This is a genomic window from Nocardia brasiliensis NBRC 14402 (assembly GCF_000308475.2).
In the GTDB taxonomy this organism is placed as follows: Bacteria; Actinomycetota; Actinomycetes; order Mycobacteriales; family Mycobacteriaceae; genus Nocardia; species Nocardia brasiliensis.
Genome location: NZ_BAFT02000110.1, coordinates 154,567 through 173,135 on the forward strand (window position 1 = coordinate 154,567; position 18,569 = coordinate 173,135).

Sequence of the window (18,569 nt, forward strand, 5' to 3'; positions counted from 1 at the left end):
AGTAATCCGACGACGCAGCCCACCGTAATGTGAGGACGCGCCGCTAACGGTGGGGGATCGGCAGGCCCGCGGCGCGCAGTTCGGCCTCGACCAGCGCGGTGAGCCGGGCCGAGACCGGGGAATCGCGATGGTTGTTGATCAGCTTGTACTGGGTGGCCGCGTTGGTCCAGGCGTTCAGGTCGGTGACTTTCGCCGGCGGCGCGGTGTCGGCGAGATAGTGCTCGGCCATGGCGGCCGCGAGTTGCGCGATCCTCGGATCGTCGGGATCCCAGGCCTCTGCCGCCCAGCCGCGTTTGGCCAGGTCGATATGTCCTGGATCGCTGAATCGGTGTTCGAGCTGGGCCAGGAAGCCGTCGAAACCGTTGGGCACCAGGGCCCTGGTCAATACCAGGGCCTCGCGTTGGACGGCCACGAACTCGGGGTCGAAACCGAGTTCTGCCATCCGGTCGAGCAGCGCGCAAGCGCGGTCGGGCAGCAGGGCGCGGTCGCCGTCGGCGAGCCGGTGCAGTGTGTCGCGCCGCGCGACCAGGTCCGCGATCCGCTCGTTCAGCAGGCGCTCGGCCTCGGCCAGGGCGGTGGCGAACTCTGCGGCGTCGGCGTCGAGCAGCGGCCCGATCTCGGCCAGCGGGATGCCGGCCGAGGCCAGGGCCCGGACCTGGACGAGCCGGAGCAGCTCGTCCGATCCGTACCGGCGATAGCCGGAGCTGTCGCGTGCGGGTTCCTCGATCAACCCGTGCTTGTGATAGTGCCGCACGGTTTTGACCGTGACACCGGCGAAGGCCGCCGCCTGCCCGATCGTGACGCCGTTCATCATTCGTCCAGCTTGCCTGGGTGCGCGGGCAGGTCGGTCTACTCGGCCTGCGCGCCGCCGAACACCGCCGCGACGAGCCGCTGCATGCCCTGCTGGAACGCGCCGGACAGGGACAGGTCGGCGTCGTCCACCGAATTCAGCGTCGCGGTCAGGGTCTTGCTGCCGTCGAGCGAGCTGTACATCAGCGCCCCGTGACCGGCGATACCGCCGTTGTGGGTGACGAGGGTGCCGCCGCCGTTCGGCGCCTCCTGCACGAAAACGCCCAGGCCGTAGCCGAATTCGGGATGCGGGGTGAACATCTGCGCGAGCAGTTCGGCGGGCAGGAGCTTGCCGCCCACCAGTGCGGCGATGAAGGTGTGCAGATCCCGGGTGGTCGAGATCATGTCCCCGCCGCTGGAGATCCAGGACGGATTCTGCCGGGTGACATCAACCGTATGCGCCACCCCGGCCGCGTCCTCGTACCGGTAGTAGGCGTGCGCGTGCGGTTCGGCGATCTCCTGCTCGACCGTCGGGGCCACGGTGCCGGTCAATCCCAGCGGCCCCAGGATCAGCCGCTGCATCTCCGCGGCGTACGGGCCCCCGCTCACCTTTTCGATCAGCAGCCTGGCCAGCACGTAGTTGGTGTTGGAATAGCTCCAGCCCGCGCCCGGCTCGAACCGGGCCGGCTTGGTCAACGCCAGCTGGACCAGCTCCTCGGGGCGATAGGTCTTGCACCGGTTCTCCACCCACTCCTGCCCGGACCAGGCGATCCCGCGGACCATCCAGCCGTCGTTCCACGGCACGGCCGCTTCGTTCTCGCGTTCGGTGTAGAACTCGCCGGTGAAGTTGAAGATTCCGCTGGTGTGCTGCAACACCATGCGCACCGTGATCCGCGAATCCAGCTCGAACTCGGGCAGGTAGCCGACCAGCGGCGCGTCCAGGTCGATCTTGCCCTCGGCCACCAGTTGCAACACCACGGTCGCGATGAAAGTCTTTGTGTTGCTGCCGATCCGGACGTGCCCGTCGATCGGTGGCGCGGCCGTCTCGCCCAGCTTGCTCAGCCCGGCGCTCCCGGTCCATTCGCCGCGCTCGTCGTGCACGCGCAGGGTGACGCCGAGGAAGCCCGAATCGACCATGCTCTGGATGGCCTGTTGCAGTTCCGGGCGTTCCAGAACGACGGTGTCGGTGGTCATGGTGGGTGCTCCTCGATGCTGTTCCGTTCGGCGTATTCCGTGCCGCTGCACCGAGCGTCCACCCTGACCTCGGGTCAACCTCAACAGTGATCTGGCTCACTGCCTTCGGTACTCGCCGAGCCCGCCGACGCTGGAAAACCGATGGCTGTGGCGAGGGCGGGTGGCTACCGTTCAAGGGTGGCCATGTTTGTGCACCTGACACCGGAGAAGAACGTGCGGCGGATTCGCCGGGCGGGTATCAAGGTGCAGGGTGCGGGGGTGTTCTGTGTACCGGTGCTGCCCTCCTATGTGCTGTCGCATCAGTGGTTGCGGGAGTTGCGCCGACGTGGGCAGCGGCTGATCGTCGCGGTGCATTTCCGGGTGCCGGACGAGGAACGGGTCTTCGTCGGGCAGTACGCGGACACCGGTGCGGAAATGACTGCGGCCGAAGCTGTTTCGATGGCCCGAGCCGCCGGTGACGCGCGCGGGTACCAGGTTGTCGTTCCCCGGTCGATCGCCGCGGCGGAACTGCATCGGATTCGGCAGGTGCGCCAGGTGACCGGGTGGCGATACCGCCCGGACGCGCACGGCCGCCGGCCCTGCGCTTGCCCCGCGTGCCTGGGGCGTGGCGAATACAAGGCGGCGGACCTGCGCCGCCGGTTCCCGGTCCAAGGCCCCGAGCCGACGAAACCGCAACTGCTGCACCAACTGCGGCATGCGAAAGATGATGACGACCTGGCCGACGCGCTGTGGGGTCTGAGCCGGCGCAGCCGCGGTGACGTCGGCGATATCGCGCACCTGGTCGAGCACGCCAACCCCGACGTGCGTTACGCGCTCGCGGTGGCATTGCGCAGCTATCGGGGTAGTGCGGCCCGTCGACTGCTGGCGGGCTTGGCCGCCGACCCGGATCCCGAGGTGCGCGAGGTGGCGCTCGGTACCACGAGGTGAGAAGGGCGTGGCGATGCACTACCCGAGGGTGATCTCGGTGGGTGGAAGGCGCGGCTAGATTTTCGCGGACTCGGAAGGGGACGCGATGCGATATACGGCGGTAGCTGCGGCGGTGGCTGCGGTCCTGGTGGCCGGTGGCTGTGGCGAAACGACCGGCGCTGACCCATTACAGCGCGATGTCGATGCGATCGTGGCGGTGGGCACCACCGGCGTACAGGCCAGGACGGTGGACACCGCGGCCGGAATCGACCGTGTCGCCGTGGGAGGTCGCGCGGATATCGCTGTCGCGGAGCCGGTTTCGCCGGACGGGTACTTCAGGGTCGGCAGCCTGACGAAGACGATGGTGGCGACCGTGGTGCTCATGCTGGCCGGGGAAGGACGGCTCGGACTCGACGACACCGTGGCGCGATGGTTACCGGATCTGTTGAACGGCAACGGCTATGACGGCAATCGGATCACCGTGCGGCAACTGCTCCAGCACACCAGCGGTATTCGCGACGCGCCGCTGGAAATGCACACGGCCGAGGACTATCTCCGCCTCCGCTACCAGACCCGCACCCCGCGGCAGGTGGTGGCGTCCGCCATGGAACAGGCGCCTGATTTCGCACCGGGCGCCGGCTGGTCGTACTCCAATACCGGCTACGTCCTGCTGGGTTCGATCATCGAGCAGGTGACCCAGCGCCCGTGGTACGACGAGATCGGCACGCGCATCCTCGAACCGCTGGGGCTGCGTGATACCCGGTGGCCCGGCGACCGGCCGACGCTACCCGCGCCACATGCGAAGGGCTATCAGCAGTTCGAGGTCGACGGGCCGATGGTCGAGGTCACCGAACTCGTCGACGCCGACGCGTCCGGCGGTTACCTGTCCACCACCGCGGATATCGGTACCTTCTATCGAAAATTATTGGACGGCAGCCTGTTACGTCCCGAAGAACTCGCACAGATGCGCGCCACCGTCCCGGTCGACGGCGTCACCGCGAAGGCGTGGCCGGGCGCGCGCTACGGGCTCGGGCTGTTCTCGGTCCCGTTGTCCTGCGGTGGCACCTACTGGATGCACAACGGCGGCCAGACGGGCTACCTCAGCAACGCCGGTGTGACCGAGAACGGAGCCCGCAGCGTCGTCGTCTCCCTCACCGGCACCCTCGCCGTCGGTGGCGAAGACATCACGCGCAGTGCGGGATTCGCCCAGCTGCAGGCGGCCGACGAACTGACCGATCACGCACTCTGCGCGGCTTAGTCGGGGCGGTCAGCGGAAGTTCAGGATGAAGTCGAAAGTGCCTTCCTTCCCGGTGGGTACCGTCCGTACCGTCATCAGCAACCGCCGGTCGAAGATGGAATCGGTGTTGTTGCGGGGCTCGCCGGGGAAATACAGCTGGGTGGTGAGTATCCGCTGGTTGGGCGCCTGCACCTTCACATGGATGTGCCGCGTGCGGCCGGGGTAGAGGCCGGGCACGATGGTCGACAGGCTGAATCGGCCGTTCGCGTCGGTGAACTGATGCCCGCGCCAGTTGTAGCCCGAATTGTCGTAGGCTCCGGCGTTGTCGGCCTGCCAGAAGTCCAGCAGGGCCTGGGCCACCGGACGGCAGGAGCGCGTGAACACATAGCCGCTGACCGTCAGCCGGGTGCCCGGCGCGCCCGGGAGCACCAGGTCGCTGCGCCGAGGTGAATTCGGTTTGAAATAGGGGCCTTCGGTCTGCGCGATGGTGGCCGCGTCCCCGTCGTGGCAGGCCGGGGTGGGCTCGAGGTCGTCCGGCACCGCCTGCGGCGGACTGGCGTTTCCGCTGGTGGCCGTGGTGGCTGCGGTCAGTGCCGCCGCGGCGGGTACCGCCAGCAGGCCCATCTGCAGGAGGCGTTTGCGGGTGATCGCCTGGGGGATGTCGGCGTCGTCGTCGGAAAGGGATCGATCGGTCATGATTGTTCGTCTCCTCGCGGGAATGGATTGCCGAAGTGCGCGGGCTTCGACTCCGGCGGCGCCGACAGCTCTGATCATTGCGCGCCGCGCAACCTGAGTGCGCGGGCGACGGTTCGGCTGATGATCAAAGATCTTGTCGGCGAGGGTATTTCAAATTTGAACGCGAGTGAACGATAAGTCGATCGCGGTGGAGCGGACAAGAAGTGCAGTCCGTGGTGTGCGGGGGGCGGCTGGCCGTCCCAAGGAAAAGTCTTGTGCTGCAACTGAATTAGTCGAGCTGTCCTGATTGTCGACGCGCTGTCCCCAGTGCGCCCCAGTTGTCGAATCGACTGTGCTCAGGCAATCACCGCTGTTCGAAGGAGCTCGGGATCAGTGTTCGTATCATGTTGCAAACTAATTATTTTCGCGCATCGCGAACAGGCCGGACGGGATGCCCGTCCGGCCTGGTGGACCAGCTGTGAAGCAGTGGAATACTGCGCTAGATGGTCAACCGTGCGGCATCGACCGCGTTGACCTCGACCGTCAGCGGAGCCGGGTGCAGTTCGATCGTGCGGGGTGCGGGATCGACCAGGTCGAGCAGGCGTGGCAGATACTCGGTCAGCACACCGTTGTCGTGCGCCACCAGATCGGCGCGGGTGGCGTACTTTTCGATCACGGTGACGCGGAGTGGGTCGGAGTCGGGTTCGACGTAGAAGGCATAACGCTGCAGCTGTGGTTCGGTGTGCAGGACCCGCGGGGCCAGTTCGGACAGCAACGCGAGCAGTTCCGCGCCCCGTCCGGCCTTGGCCTGCAGACTGGCGACGACGACGATTTCGGACAACGTGGGCTCCTGTGGGTCGATGGTCACGCGACGAGCACCGGCAGACGCAGCGTGGAGGGCGCCGCCGGATGGTGGTGCACGGTGTGCTGAGCGGGCACGGCCTCGTCGAGGGTGCCGAACTCGGGCACGGTGCGGGTGTGCAGGTTGCGGCTGAACCGGGGGAAATCGAACCCGGCGATCTGCACACGGATGCGGTGGCCGACACCGAACCGGTGCGCCACGTCGTGCAGGGTGACGGTGACGCGGCTGGGTTCCACGGTATCGAGCCAGTCGGTGTCACCGCCGTCGCGGTAGCGGGCCCGTTGCGCACCGTCGGCGACATTGCGGGCGAAACCATCCGGTTCGACATCGACCAGGGTGACGCACACGTCCGCGTCGGGGGCGCTGCTGGTGAGGAAGGTGACCAGTTCGGGTTGTCCGGCGATCGTCACCTCCTCGGTCAGCGGCTCGCTGGTGTAGACGAGCAGGTCGTAGCGCCGGTCGACGGCGCGCTGGTCCTGGATGCCCTGCGGGGCCGCCGCCGGGTCTCGTTCCAGCAGGACCGCGCCGCCGTGGGTCGGGAAGGGATCGTGCGGGTCGGCGGTGAACGTATCGGAAATGGCGCTGGCCCCAGAGCTTTTCGTGCCTGACCGGGTCAACTGTCCATTGCCCTCCGCGCTGCGTGCGTCACCGGCCGAGCCGAGTGCCCACTCCTCGATGGTCGACGCGGGCGGCCAGGCAGGCGCGTGGGCCCAGGTGTCCGAGCCGCCGACGAAGTAGGTCACCCGGCCGGGTCCGGAGAGATACCGGTCGGCAGTCGGGTGGTCCGCGCCATCGCCGCCGCGCAGATGGCGGTCGAAGAACGCGGCGAGCACCGAATTCCACGTGGGGACACCGGCACTCGCGTCGGCGAGCACCCGCGCACCGACCTGCCCGGACGGGGTGTAGGCGCCGAAATGCGTCCAGGGTCCGGCGACGAGGCGGGCGTTCTCGTTGTCGGCGAGTGCGGAGGCCAGCCGGAACTGGGTGGGGCTGGTGAAGTCCTGGTAGCCGGTCACCTGCAGGAACGGGATGGTGACGCGTTCGGGTTCGGTGAGCAGGGTGGGCCGCTGCCAGAACGGGTCGTTGGGCGAGCGCAGCCAGTCGGCCCAGAACGGCGCTACCCGGTCGTCGTCGAGCGGGCCGATACCGGTGAGCGGCAGTCTGCCCACGGTGGCGAGCGGGTCGGCGAAGGCTTCGGCGAGTTGCTCGCGCACCTGCTCCTGCTCGTCGGCGTGCAGGGAGCTGTGGTCGAGTCCTTCCAGGCAGAGGACGAGGCCGTAGGTGGTGAGGAAGCCGAGCTCGAACACACCACCCGGCCGGGCGGTGTGGTGCATGTCGGCGGTGGCGACCAGGGCGACCGCTGCCCCGAGATGTGGGTTGCGGGCCGCGACGGCTTGCAGGACGGCCATGCCCAGATAGGACGAGCCGTAGATCCCGACATTGCCGTCACTCCAGGATTGCGTTGCGGCCCAATCGATCGCGTCGTAGGAGTCGTTGTATTCCTGTGTGATGAAATCGAATTCGCCACCGGACTGGAATCGGCCGCGGGTGTCCTGGACGAGCACCGCGAAGCCCTGTCTGGCGAGCCACAGCGGGTCGGCCACGATTCCGGACACCCGGAAGGAGTCCCTGCGGTTGTACGGGGTGCGATGCAGCAGCACCGGCCATCGGCCCTCCTCAGCCGGGCGGTACAGATCGGCGGTGAGGGTGACGCCGTCTCTGGTGGTCATCTCGACATCGGCATCGATGCGGGGGCGGTACACGGTTGTCTCCTCTGAGGTCGACGGGTGACCGGGATGGATGCTCCGGCCGGAGCGGGACGCACGCGCTCAAACGAGCAGGACCCGGCGTCCACGGGTGTGCCCGGCTTGGCTGTCGGTGTGTGCGGTCGCCGCGTCGGCGAGCGAATACGACTGGGCAACAGGGATATACAACTTTTCGCGGGAGACCAGAGCTACGGTCTCGGCGAGCGCTTCGGTCATGCTGCCGCCCACACCGGCGAATCGGATGCCGAGCATCGGCGCCTCGAGGTCGGCGATGGTGATGACCTTGTCCGGGTCTCCGGTCAGGTCGAGCAGACCCCGGATGACACCGGCACCGTTCAGGTCCAGCGCGGCGTCGACCGGGCCCAGCGCGCGGACCCGCTCGACCCAGCCCTCGCCGTAGGTGGTGGCGAGGGCGCCGAGGCCGCGCACGTAATCCAGGTTCGCGGCCCCGGCGGTACCGATCACCTTGATGCCGCGTTCCCGGGCGATCTGCAACACCGCGGAACCGACACCGCCGGCCGCGCCGCTGACCAGCAGCGTTTGCCCGGGCTGGACATCGACCAGGCGCAGGATTCGTAATGCGGTCTCGACTACAGACGGGTACCCGGCCGCCTCGGCGAAGGTGAGACCGCGAGGCAGCCGGGCCCACGAGGACAGCACGGCGAACTCGGCGTACGTGTTCGCACCACGGCCGAACACGTACGCGCCGACCTCGATATCGGTCACACCCGCGCCGACCTCGTCCACCACGCCCGCGGCGTCCTGGCCGAGGCCCGTCGGCAACTCGATCGGGCGGATCCGCCGGAACTGGCCCTCGCGCACCCGCCAGTCATGCGGATTCACACCTGCCGCGCGCACGGCGATGCGTATCTGCCCCGGCCCCGGGTGAGGTTCGGGCACTTCGGTCAGTTCCAGGACTTCGGGGCCGCCGTACTCGGCGAAGCGGACTGCTCTCATACCCAGAACATAGCGCTAACTGTTAGTGTTTTGCAATGGTTAGTCTTTAGTAGCTGGTCGTGGTTTGGATCTGATAGCGTCACGGGTCGAGGTGTGGGTGGTGGTTGATTCGGGTCGAGTCATTGTGGGAGGGCTACACTTTCGCTGCGGGACGTGAGCCGAATCGAGGATGGGCGCATGGCGAGCGACGGTGACTGCATCGCGGATCGTTACACGTTGCGGGAAATGTTCACGTTGGGCGGCGAGGGGCTGGTCTGGCGGGCCACCGACGAGGTACTCGGCCGGGATGTGGTGCTCAAATGCCCGCGTGACGGCGATACGGAGGGCGCGCAGGTGCTGCGTGTCGCGGCACGCAACGCCGCGGGCCTGCGGCATCCGAATATCGTCGGCGTGCTCGATATCTTCGAATGCGACGGCGTGCTGTGGCTGGTCGCCGAATATGTCCCGGGCGCTTCGCTCGCCGAAAATGTGCGTCAGCAAAGGAAATTGGGGATATCCCAGGCCGTGTCCGTGGGCGCGCAGATCGCGAGCGCGCTCGCGCACTGTCACGACAACGGCATCCTGCATTGTGATGTCTCGCCGGAGAACATCATCCTCACTCCCGACGGGGAAGCCAGGCTCACCGATTTCGGCAGCTCGCTCGATCTGCGGGCGGCCGGTACCGGCGAGCGCCCGAAAGCCGATGCGGCACGTGGAAAGTGGCGCTATGCCGCACCCGAGATCGGCCGCGGCGGGCTCCCCGGCCCCAAGGCCGACGTGTACGCGCTCGCCGCATCCTTGCTCGCGGTATCGGGCCCGCGGCGCGGGACCGGCGCCCTCGATGCGTTGCTGGCCCAGCTCACGCAAGCGAATCCGAGCCTGCGCCCCACCGCCGCCGCGGCCGCCGACGCGTTCGCGCGGCTGGAACAGGCGCCGCGCGATCTGGACCGCACCCGGTTGCGTCGGGTGGTGCTCGGTGCGGCCCTGCTGTGTGCGGTAGCGCTGACCGTCGCGGCCGGGGTGGCCATGCCCGCCGACAGGCCCGCCGACCCGCTCGGTGATCCGCGCACCGCCGACCCCTGTGCGCTGCTGGACCCGGCGGTGCTCGCGGACTTCGGGCGCATCGACATGGCCACGGACCAGGGTAATTTCGATACCTGCGATCTGCGGGTCCGGCTGCCCGGCGAGGATTTTCATCCCGAGGTCGGCCGGGTCCGGCTGACCTTGTCCGACGCCCCGCCGCCCGAGCCGGGCTCGCATGCCACGGTGACCCGGGTCGGTGACCTCGCCATTGTGTCCGAGCCCCCGGGTAACACCAGATGCACTCGGGCCCTGGCCCTTTCGGACCTTGCGACGATCGAGATCCTCGGTCAGCGCAAGCCCGGCGGGCCGGATCCGTGCGCGCTGGCCGACGCGGTGACCGGCCATGTGCGAGAGATGCTGGCACGTGGGCCGATTCCGCGACGGTCAGGGGAGTTCCCGGCGGACTCGCTGGCCCGCCACGACGCCTGCGCGCAACTGGACGTGCCGACGCTCAGCAAGGTACCGGGATTGGACGCGTTGCGTCCGGTGCCCGGCTTCGGCAACTGGTCCTGTCGCTGGAACAGCACCATCGACAGCCACGTGACGGTGCGCTACGACCGCGACCCACCGAAGACCGCCGTGGACGGGCAACCGCTCGTGCTCGCCGGACTACCCAGCTTCCGGCGCGCCGGAGTGACCAGTACCGACGAGTGCACCGTACAGATCCAGTACCGGGACTTCACCGGAATTTCCGGCGACGACCTCGCCGAGATCGCCGTCGTCCGGTTCGGTGGCGCGCCGACGCCGGAGTTGCGTTGCGCGACCGCCACCGAACTCGCCACCACCGTCGCCGCCAGCCTGGTCCGGTGAATGCGCGGACCGGTCCGGCGGGCGTCGTGCGAGGCTCGAGCACCGAGTAGAGGAGGCCGAAGTGTCGCAGCAAGCAGGGGAGCGCAAGCGCAGCGGACTGACCGCGTTGGCCCCGTCCACCCAGGGACTGGCGGGCGGAATCGGTGGCGTGCCACCGGGCACCATCTCGGTCCAGTCGACGGTCGGCGGGGTGAGCGGACGCCCCGAGGAAGGCAACGTCATCGAGTTCGGCCGCAACCTGCGGCAGGTCGACGTCGGGGTCGGGCCGGACGATCTGCGGATCAGCCGGGTACACGGGACGCTGACCTATCGCCGGGCCGGTTGGCAACTCAGCAATACCGGCACCGTGCCCATCCGGCTACCGGAAGCCCGGCTGTTGTTTCCGCGGGAGGAGCCGTTCCCGCTGTGCACCGGCTACACCCCGATGTTCATCCGTGGCTCGCACCACCGTGAGCATCTGCTGGAGGTCTACGTCACCGGCGACGACGGTGACGTGCGCGCACCCCGGCACGAGCATGTCACCGACGTGGCGCCGCCGTGGCCGTTGCGGCCGGACGAGAAACTGGTGCTGGTCGCGCTCGGGCAGTCGTATCTGTTCCACGAGCGCTGGCCGCAGCCGTGGACCTGGAAGGAAACCGCCACGCTGCTGGCTACGGTGCAGCCCGAAGCGGGCTGGACCGACCGGGTGGTCGCCGAGTTGGTCGGCCGGGTCCGGGCTAAGCTCTCGGACGAGAAGTACGCGCGGGCCTGTGGGCGGCTGCCGGTCCCCGGCCTGACCCGGGACCAGCTGACCGAGCCGATCGGGAACATGCTGAACCACAACTTGATTCAGGAGCTGATCCAGTCGTCGACGCTCGTGCCACGCGATCTCGACCTGCTCGACTAGTCACACTTCCCACGCCGCGACAGGAGCGTATTGCGTTGTCGCGCACTGTACTGTGCGAAACCCATTCTGGCTCAGCGCATTCTGCCGCGGAACGGTCACTGATCGCGCACGGCGGACGCGTGGCGGCGACCGTCGCCGAACCCGCGGGAGGGGTGCGGGTTCGGCGGGTGGTCGCGACCATCGATGGCACCGCTCGAGCCTTGGCCGTACCGCAGACAAGTTCAGCCTGGCGCTGACGGGTGATCAATCCCTGACCGAGAGGTGGTCCGCAGCGCTGGAGGACCTACAGCGAGGCGAGTACGTCTATGGTGCGGGCGATTTCGTCTTCGGTGTTGTAGTAGTGCGGCGACAAACGGACCAACGGATGGATGTCGCGTTGTTCGGTGTCGAATTGGTTGTGCTCGGCGACGGTGGTGTCGACATTTATCGCGTGCCGGGCGAGTTCGTCAGCGACTTGGGCGCTGCTGTGACCGGAGACCGTCGCGGTGACCAGGGCGCACTGCTCTTCGCCGAGGTCGTGCACAGTGGCGGTGGCGAGTTCACGCAAGCCGGCCCGCAGCTGTGCGCCGAGGCGCCGAGTGCGCTGTCCGATCGCGTCGACGCCCAGATCGAGTGCCTGGGAGACTGCCGAGCCCAGCCCAACGACGTTCATGTAGCTGTATTCCCAGGTCTCGAACCGCCGGGCGCCCGCGGCCCAACTGAACGAGCGGTGACCGTCCCAGTGGGCCGAGCCTATTTCGGCCACATACGGATCGATATGCGGCAGTGCGGCTTCGCGGGCGTAGAGAAAACCGGTGCCACGCGGACCGCGAAGGTATTTGCGCCCGGTTCCGGTGAGGAAATCACAGCCGAGGGCTGCGACGTCGATCGGGAACTGACCGACCGCCTGCGTGGCGTCGAGCAGGTAAAGGATGTTGGCCGCGTTGGCAATTCGGCCGACCTCGGCCGCCGGGTTGACCAGTCCGCCGCCGGTCGGCACCCACGTGAGTCCGATCAGCTTGACGCGTTCATCGATCAGTTCGGTCAATGCCGCTGTATCGAGTTGCCCGTGGTCGTCATCAGGAACAACGACTACCTCCACGCCGTGACGTTGCGCGGTCTGCAGATATGCCAGTACGTTGCTGCCGTACTCATTGCGACCCGTCAAGATTCGGTCACCCCGATGTAGCGGCACGGAATAGAACGCGGCGTTCCATGCGTGGGTCGAGTTGTCGAACAGCGCGATCTCCGAACTGTTCGCGTTGAGCAGCCGCGCGAGTGCGTGATAGGTACCGGCGATCTGCTCCGCCGATTCCTCGGCCGCCTCGTAGCCCCCGATGGCCGCTTCGAGGTGCAGATAGTCGGTCATCGCCGCCAGTGTCGTGCGCGACAGCAGCGCTGCGCCCGCGTTGTTGAGGTGGATTCGATTCGCACACCCAGGGGTGTCGGCTCTCAATTGTTCGATATCGAATACAGACACAGTTCTCCTTGGTCGATCTGATCGAACCCCGGGCCTATCGATCATTGCCTTCCTGGTCGTGGGAACCCGCGGTATGGGGGAGGTCGGTCTTGGCGGCACCGGTGGCCGGGTCGTAGGGAAAGGAGACGTGCTGATGCGTCATCCGCCAAACACCTTGTCTGCGTTGGAAAACGCGGGTGCCGCGGGACCAGCTCTCGGTAGCCGGCGCATCTGAGGGAGCAACCTGCATGTGGTTGAGGCCCCAAGCGACGGCGAGATCGCCGTCGACCACGATCTTCAGATCGGGAACATCCCATGTGACGGTGCCGTCGGCGGAAGCATCGAGGCCGGCCTGGCAGACCTCGCGAACGGCTCGGACACCGACGTATTCCAGCGGCTGCTCATGTTCATAGGAGACGACGTCGTCGGCGATGGGAGCCATGAGACCGTCGATGTCCTTCGCGGCGGTGCTGTCGAACCAGCTTCGGTGTAGTTCGCGCAGGTCCTGCTCCGCGGCGACGTCGGCTTGCGCAGGGGCGTCCGTGTCGAGCGGGAAGGAATGGTGCTCGTGGGCGACGACCCATCGACCGTCCTGCTTGCGCAGCCCGAACGTCAACCGCAGTCGGTTTTCGGGATTGCTGAGAAAGTTCTTCTCGGTTCCGCACCGCAGCAGGGCGTGGGCGAACGCGACGTCGTCACCGGCCGTGATGTCGAGTGACTCGATTTCGAAGGCGGCACCCTGGGCCTGCCATTGGAAGAACGACGGCCAAGTTTCGCGGTAGGCGTCGAGGCCGCGCACGCCTTGATGCGGTGGCGGCACATCGAACATCACGATGTCCGCGGCATGGTCGGCGAGGACTGCGGGGAGGTCACCGTTGTGCACCGACTCGGCCCAATGCTCGATCAGTGTGCGGATCTGCTTCTCGTCTGTGGACATGTGTGCTCGGTCCTTTCGGGTTGCGTGTCAGGACTACAACCCGGGCCGCCCCGCAAACTCATCGCCGTTCACAGATCTTTTTCCGTCAGTTGTGCCGGCAGTCCGAAGGACGGGAAATCCGCGTCGAGGAACGAGACCACCTCGGCCACCCGCCGATCGCGTATCAGCAACAAATCCAGGCCTGATGGGATGTAGGTGCCCTGTTCCGGCGCCCACCGGTACGTACCGAACGCGAGCTGCCCGTTCGCCTGCGCCGGCCGGAACCGCCAGCGATGCCGCAGGGCAATATCGACCAGGAACTCGCGTACCCCGTCGAGCCCCTCGTACCAGATGCTCAGCGGTGGCATCGAGTAGCGCACGTCCTCGGTCAGCATTGTCACGATCGTGTCCACCTCGCCCGCCTCCCACGCGAGCATGTACTTCTTTGCCAGGTCCCGCTGGGCGACCTCGCCCAGCGCGTCAAGGGTCCGGCGTTGCGTCGTTGCCGGGAGCAGGCCGGCATGCACCTTGCGTGCTCGCTGCAGTGCGCTGTTCACCGCCGGCACCGTGGTGTCCAACAGTGCGGCGACCTCGTCCGCGGCGAAGCCGAGCACATCGCGTAGGAGGAGTACGGCTCGTTGCAGAGCGGACAGCTGCTGCAGTGCGGCGACGAACGCCAACTCCACGGTTTCTCGTGCGATGACTCGGGCCTCCGGGCTCAATTGCGCTGTCCAGCCCATCAATTGATCCGGATATGGTTCCAGCCATGTCGCCTCGGCTCGCGGGGTAGCGCCTGCTGCCCAATCGGTGGGCAGCTCCCGCCGCCCGCGACGCTCGATGAGCGTCAGTGATTGGTTCGTCGCGATCTTGTACAGCCACGGCCGGATCGACCCGCGATCCTCGAAGCTCCGCAGGTTTCGCCATGCGCGATCCAGGGTGTCCTGGACTGCGTCCTCGGCATCATGAACAGACCCCAGCATTCGATAGCAGTGGGCACGTAACTCGTCGCGGAAAGGCGCGACCAAACGTCCGAACGCGTCGCCGTCGCCCGCGCGCGCTGCCACCAAAAGTTTTGTGGCCGCGGACTCGCCCGGTTGATGTGCATCGCGCACCCGGTCCGAAAGATCGCCCATGATCGCCACGCTACGCCGAACGACGTCGGAATTCACCGGCATCGTCACCGGCCGCTGACGCGTCCGCACACGTGCGCGGCGGTATGCCGGTCGTAGGTGCTCTCGAACGGCAGGGTGCTCGAATTCGCTTATCGCGCCGCTGATTCGGACGCGTCACGAATTCTGTTGCGGGAACCCGTCGGAACCTTCATTCGGGTAGCCCTTGCAGTTGAACAACGCATTCCGGAAAACACTAGTGATTTGCCAGTAGTTCGGTCGTGGGCTGCGCTGCAGGGTGACACCGCTGCTCGTGTACGCCACGCGCCGACTGTTCGGCAATCCGATGTGACCGTGTGACCACCGCGGCGTTCGCGGTGCCGGCAGGCGGGAACGATCTTGGATGCGACGCTGATCGTCGGGCTCTGTAGGTTCTTGTGCGGAAGAATCAGCAGACATGCTGGACGTCGGAGGTGTCATGCGTTTGATCTCGAGTGGGCGGCACCATGCCACCTTCGAATTCGGCGAACTGCAAGTGATTTCGTTGCGAGACGGGTACATCGATATGCCGCCGACTCGGCTGCGCGGTGCGGACGGGTGCCCGCTCGACGAGTTGCCCGCTACCGTGCCGCTGGTCGACACGAACTTGCGGCTGGCGGTCAACGCCTTCTTCGTCACCGATGGCACGCGATCGGTGCTGATCGACACCGGCGGGTGCGATGTCTGGCACGAGCCCACCATGGGTTCGATCTACGACGCGCTCGACGAAGCGGGTATCGGTCGCGCGCAAATCACCGAGGTGGCCATCACCCACCGCCATGTAGACCACGTAAGTGGGTTGATCGCGTCTGACGGCACGGAGGCGTTTCCCGAGCTCGAGCAGGTGTGGATCGGCGCGGGCGACACCTCGGTGTTCACCGGCCGCCTCGAGCCGCTTCGCGACCGCGTCGTCCCGGTTTCGGAACAGGTCGCGATCACAGGCTGGCTCACCGCGATCCCGACACCGGGCCACACCCCCGGCCACACCGTCTACGACGTCCGCAGCAGTGCCGGTCACCTGCTCGTCTGGGGCGACACCGTGCACGTGCCCACCCTCCAATTCGAGCGACCGAACATCGCCTGGGAGTTCGACGGTGACCAACCTCGGGCCCGCACCGTACGAGCAGCCCTCCTCGAACAACTGACCCGGCCACACCACTACGTGGCCGGCGCCCACCTCGACTCACCCGGCATCGCCCGCGTCACCCCCTCCGGCAACGGCTATGCACTGGAATACCTCGCCCCTCCGATCGGCTGATCGAACCGCTGCCGTGGTGCCGCGTCGGCGAAAGACGCGCTCACGTTCAGACAGTCGAAGCACAGCCGCGCTCTACTCGCTCAGCAGGCGGCGGATTTCCTGGTCGGGATATCGAGTGGTGCGGCTCTCCTGCTGGAACGCACGCATGAACGCCGACATCGCCGCCGCGGTGGGCGCGTGTCGGGTGAGGATTGCGGCAGCCTGCGCCGGAATGCCCTCTGGCGGTTGGCCTTCGGCGAAGGTGCGCACCAGCTCGGCCCGCGCCTGCCGGTCCGCCGGCGACAGCCCGTACAGGGCGACGATCAGCCAGTTCACCAGGGAGGTGGCGGTGTAGCCGCGGTCGTAGCTCTGGTGCTGGTCGAAGAACGTGACTTCCGCCGGCGAGAGGTCGAATGCGCGGGAGAGTGCGAGGCCGTAGTCGCCGAAGTAGAGGCGCCGGCCGTCGGTCAGGATGTTCTCGAAGTGCGCGTCGAGGTGCAGCAGCCCGCGGCTGTTCATGAACTGCGTGCCGTCGGCCAGTTCGCGCTCCACCATGGCGCAGGCCCGGTCGGCAGTCTCGTCGCCCGCCTCGATCTGGGCGTTCAACCATTCGTGCAGATTCTGCGGGAGGTACTCCAGGAACAGCGCGATGCTTGCCGACGCATTCCGGATGGCCTCGATCCGGTGGCGTATCTGTGGTCGGTTGTCCCAGTAGGCGACGGCGCGGTCGATGTCGGCGAGTTCCTCGGGCAGCGGTGTCGTGTCCGGCAGTACCCGCCAGTGATACATCAGCGGGAAGCCCTCGTGTTCGGCGGCGAGCACCCAGTTCGTCGTCATGATGTGCACGGCGAGCTCACGCCAGGCCCCGGAGCCGGGCCCGCCGAGGATCCCGACGCCGTAATGGCAGAACGGCGGGAGGTCGAACAGGTTCGCCGTGGACCGGACGTGCTTCGGCTGCCGTTCGAAGTCCGTGAGGGGCACTCGCTTCACGAAGACCGGGGTTCCGGCGACCTCCAGCAGCGCCGACTTCCCGCCGATACCGGTGCCGATCGGCGCGGCCCCGTCCACGAGTTCGCGCAACGTGTAGTCGCTGTGCAGTGCCAAGGCAGTGGAGACGGCGCTGTGGGCGTGCAGTCGCGCCTGGTGCGACAGGTCGGGAGTCGTGGCGTGAGGTGACATTGCTACTACCTTGCTTCCCGGCCTGTTACTTGACCGATCTTGTGCTGTCGGGTTAGCTGTTCGCTGGTTTCATGATTTGTCGAGTTTCGAGGGAGTGACGTCCATGCCTACGCGCCCGCAGGGGCCGTTGTGCACCGCCGGGGTGGGTTTTCAGCTCTAGCCCGCACTGATCGCTGGTGTCAGCGGCCTATGTCTTCGTACATGTGGTTCGTCTTTGTCTGCACCAGTGAAGGATTCACTCTCATATCATGTTCGATCATTCTCTGCGCTCGCCCGAGCGCGTTCTGAGCGGCCGCAACGTGCTCATCTGTGGCGGGAGCGTCGCCGGATCGGCGTTGGCGTATTGGCTCGGCCGGTACGGCTGCCGGCCGACCGTGGTGGAAGCCGCGCCTTCGCGCCGCGACAGTGGTTTCGCGGTCGACTTCCGCGGCGCGGCACATCTCACCGTCCTGGAACGGATGGGGATTCTGGACGACGTACGCGAGCGACAGACCGGCGGAGTTCCGACGACGGTCGTCGACGGTGCCGGTCGCCGGCTCGCGGAGGTACCGATCGAGTGGGGCGGCGGTCAGATCGAGATCATGCTCGGCGATCTGACGCGCGTGTTGCACGAGCACACGCGCGATGGCGCCGAGTACATCTTCGGCGATGCGGTCGTCGCACTGGAGGAAGCCGAAGATGTTGTGCGCGTTGGTTTTCGGCGGTCGCCCGCGCGCACGTTCGACCTCGTCGTCGGTGCCGACGGGCTGCATTCCACGGTGCGGCGCTCGGCTTTCGGCCCGGAATCGCGGTTCGTCAGTCACCTGGGCTATTACGTGGCCGCTTGGACGGCGGCCAATCGGGTCGGGATCGATGGCACCGCGTTGATGTACAACGTCCCCGGCAAAATGATCATGGCCGTGCCCCGTCCCGGCGGTTCCGCGAAGATCGACGTCTACGCCCTTTTCGCCGCCGACACGATCGATGGTGATCGTGATCCGTTCCGGCAGAAGAAAATCCTGGCCGAGACGTTCTGCGGTATCGGCTGGGAAACGACCACACTGCTGGACGGTTTGGCCGATACGCCGACGCTGTATTTCGATTCCATCAGCCGCGTCGACGTCGACTCCTGGTCCAGCGGGCGGACGGTCCTGCTGGGCGATGCGGCCGCAGGCGCCACCTTGGGCGGCAAGGGCACCGGGTCGGCGATGGTCGGCGCCTACGTCCTCGCCGGAGAACTCGCCATCGCCCCAGGCGACCACCGAAACGCCTTCCGCGCGTATGAATCCCGCCTTCGTGCCTACCTCACCGCCTGCCAGGAAGGCGGGCAGGCAACCGCTCAGTTCCTGGCACCGCCGACCGCCGACGCGCTCGACGCACGCAACCACCTGCTCAACGAGGAGAGCGCGATGGACGAACAGCTCGCGGACAGCCGCGAGACCGCGGCCGCCATCGAACTCGAGGACTACCTGGCGGCGATGCGGTAGTCCGCGACGGCTATGCGGCGAAACATGCACCGCCGCATAGC

The 18,569-nt window shown here is 67.0% G+C and carries 16 protein-coding genes; 6 read left to right on the forward strand and 10 right to left on the reverse strand.

The genetic code is table 11. The annotated features are described in order from the left end of the window. Window positions 1–43 precede the first annotated feature (43 nt). Complete coding sequence (locus TY25_RS36910; protein WP_042264364.1) at window positions 44–814, reverse strand: MerR family transcriptional regulator; 771 nt, start codon at window positions 812–814, stop codon at window positions 44–46. A gap of 35 nt (window positions 815–849) precedes the next feature. Next, window positions 850–1,983 carry a serine hydrolase domain-containing protein gene (locus TY25_RS36915; protein ID WP_042264367.1) on the reverse strand — a complete coding sequence of 378 codons (1,134 nt, stop codon included), beginning with the start codon at window positions 1,981–1,983 and terminating at the stop codon, window positions 850–852. A 183-nt stretch (window positions 1,984–2,166) separates the two neighbouring features. Here TY25_RS36915 and TY25_RS36920 point away from each other — a divergent pair, with 183 nt between their 5' ends. Together TY25_RS36920 and TY25_RS36925 are read left to right on the forward strand one after the other, a co-directional pair. Next, window positions 2,167–2,910, forward strand: a complete 744-nt coding sequence (locus tag TY25_RS36920; RefSeq protein ID WP_042264830.1) for a HEAT repeat domain-containing protein — start codon at window positions 2,167–2,169, stop codon at window positions 2,908–2,910. 85 nt (window positions 2,911–2,995) lie between these two features. Further along, window positions 2,996–4,147, forward strand: coding sequence for a serine hydrolase domain-containing protein (locus TY25_RS36925; protein ID WP_081869346.1), 1,152 nt, complete (start codon window positions 2,996–2,998; stop codon window positions 4,145–4,147). 9 nt (window positions 4,148–4,156) lie between these two features. Here TY25_RS36925 and TY25_RS36930 read toward each other — a convergent pair whose 3' ends face one another. The 4 genes from TY25_RS36930 to TY25_RS36945 all read right to left on the reverse strand — a co-directional run bounded on the left by TY25_RS36930 (window position 4,157) and on the right by TY25_RS36945 (window position 8,386). Continuing rightward, window positions 4,157–4,822, reverse strand: coding sequence for a dioxygenase family protein (locus TY25_RS36930; RefSeq protein ID WP_042264371.1), 666 nt, complete (start codon window positions 4,820–4,822; stop codon window positions 4,157–4,159). A gap of 478 nt (window positions 4,823–5,300) precedes the next feature. After that, window positions 5,301–5,669 (reverse strand): putative quinol monooxygenase, encoded by a 369-nt coding sequence (locus tag TY25_RS36935; protein ID WP_042264372.1) that lies wholly within the window; start codon window positions 5,667–5,669, stop codon window positions 5,301–5,303. Next, the gene (locus TY25_RS36940; protein ID WP_042264375.1) at window positions 5,666–7,426 is read right to left on the reverse strand and encodes a CocE/NonD family hydrolase; all 1,761 of its coding nucleotides are present in this window, start codon (window positions 7,424–7,426) and stop codon (window positions 5,666–5,668) included. Before TY25_RS36940 ends, TY25_RS36935 begins: the two co-directional genes overlap by 4 nt. A 66-nt stretch (window positions 7,427–7,492) precedes the next feature. Then, the gene (locus TY25_RS36945) at window positions 7,493–8,386 is read right to left on the reverse strand and encodes an NADP-dependent oxidoreductase (protein ID WP_042264377.1); all 894 of its coding nucleotides are present in this window, start codon (window positions 8,384–8,386) and stop codon (window positions 7,493–7,495) included. 177 nt (window positions 8,387–8,563) lie between these two features. Between TY25_RS36945 and TY25_RS36950 the strand changes: the two genes are divergently transcribed. Further along, window positions 8,564–10,258: a protein kinase domain-containing protein gene (locus tag TY25_RS36950; RefSeq protein WP_042264379.1), complete on the forward strand. Its 1,695-nt coding sequence runs from the start codon at window positions 8,564–8,566 to the stop codon at window positions 10,256–10,258. 61 nt (window positions 10,259–10,319) lie between these two features. Further along, window positions 10,320–11,144, forward strand: coding sequence for a hypothetical protein (locus TY25_RS36955; RefSeq protein WP_201773749.1), 825 nt, complete (start codon window positions 10,320–10,322; stop codon window positions 11,142–11,144). Between the two features lie 283 nt (window positions 11,145–11,427). Here the strand turns inward: TY25_RS36955 and TY25_RS36960 are convergent, their stop codons facing one another. The 3 genes from TY25_RS36960 to TY25_RS36970 all read right to left on the reverse strand — a co-directional run bounded on the left by TY25_RS36960 (window position 11,428) and on the right by TY25_RS36970 (window position 14,631). Then, window positions 11,428–12,603: an aminotransferase class V-fold PLP-dependent enzyme gene (locus tag TY25_RS36960; RefSeq protein WP_088606992.1), complete on the reverse strand. Its 1,176-nt coding sequence runs from the start codon at window positions 12,601–12,603 to the stop codon at window positions 11,428–11,430. 34 nt (window positions 12,604–12,637) lie between these two features. Then, window positions 12,638–13,519: a YybH family protein gene (locus TY25_RS44725; protein WP_042264382.1), complete on the reverse strand. Its 882-nt coding sequence runs from the start codon at window positions 13,517–13,519 to the stop codon at window positions 12,638–12,640. A gap of 68 nt (window positions 13,520–13,587) precedes the next feature. Further along, window positions 13,588–14,631, reverse strand: coding sequence for a sigma-70 family RNA polymerase sigma factor (locus TY25_RS36970; protein ID WP_042264833.1), 1,044 nt, complete (start codon window positions 14,629–14,631; stop codon window positions 13,588–13,590). 454 nt (window positions 14,632–15,085) lie between these two features. On the opposite strand from TY25_RS36970, the gene TY25_RS36975 reads away from it, so the two are divergent. Beyond that, the gene (locus tag TY25_RS36975) at window positions 15,086–15,904 is read left to right on the forward strand and encodes an MBL fold metallo-hydrolase (protein WP_042264836.1); all 819 of its coding nucleotides are present in this window, start codon (window positions 15,086–15,088) and stop codon (window positions 15,902–15,904) included. A gap of 72 nt (window positions 15,905–15,976) precedes the next feature. Here the strand turns inward: TY25_RS36975 and TY25_RS36980 are convergent, their stop codons facing one another. Continuing rightward, a complete protein-coding gene (locus TY25_RS36980) occupies window positions 15,977–17,062 on the reverse strand; it encodes a serine/threonine-protein kinase (RefSeq protein ID WP_042264383.1) in 1,086 nt (361 codons plus the stop codon). A 248-nt stretch (window positions 17,063–17,310) separates the two neighbouring features. On the opposite strand from TY25_RS36980, the gene TY25_RS36985 reads away from it, so the two are divergent. Then, entirely contained in the window at window positions 17,311–18,528 is a 1,218-nt protein-coding gene (locus TY25_RS36985; protein WP_042264384.1) for an FAD-dependent monooxygenase, read from the forward strand. The last annotated feature ends 41 nt before the right edge of the window (window positions 18,529–18,569 follow it).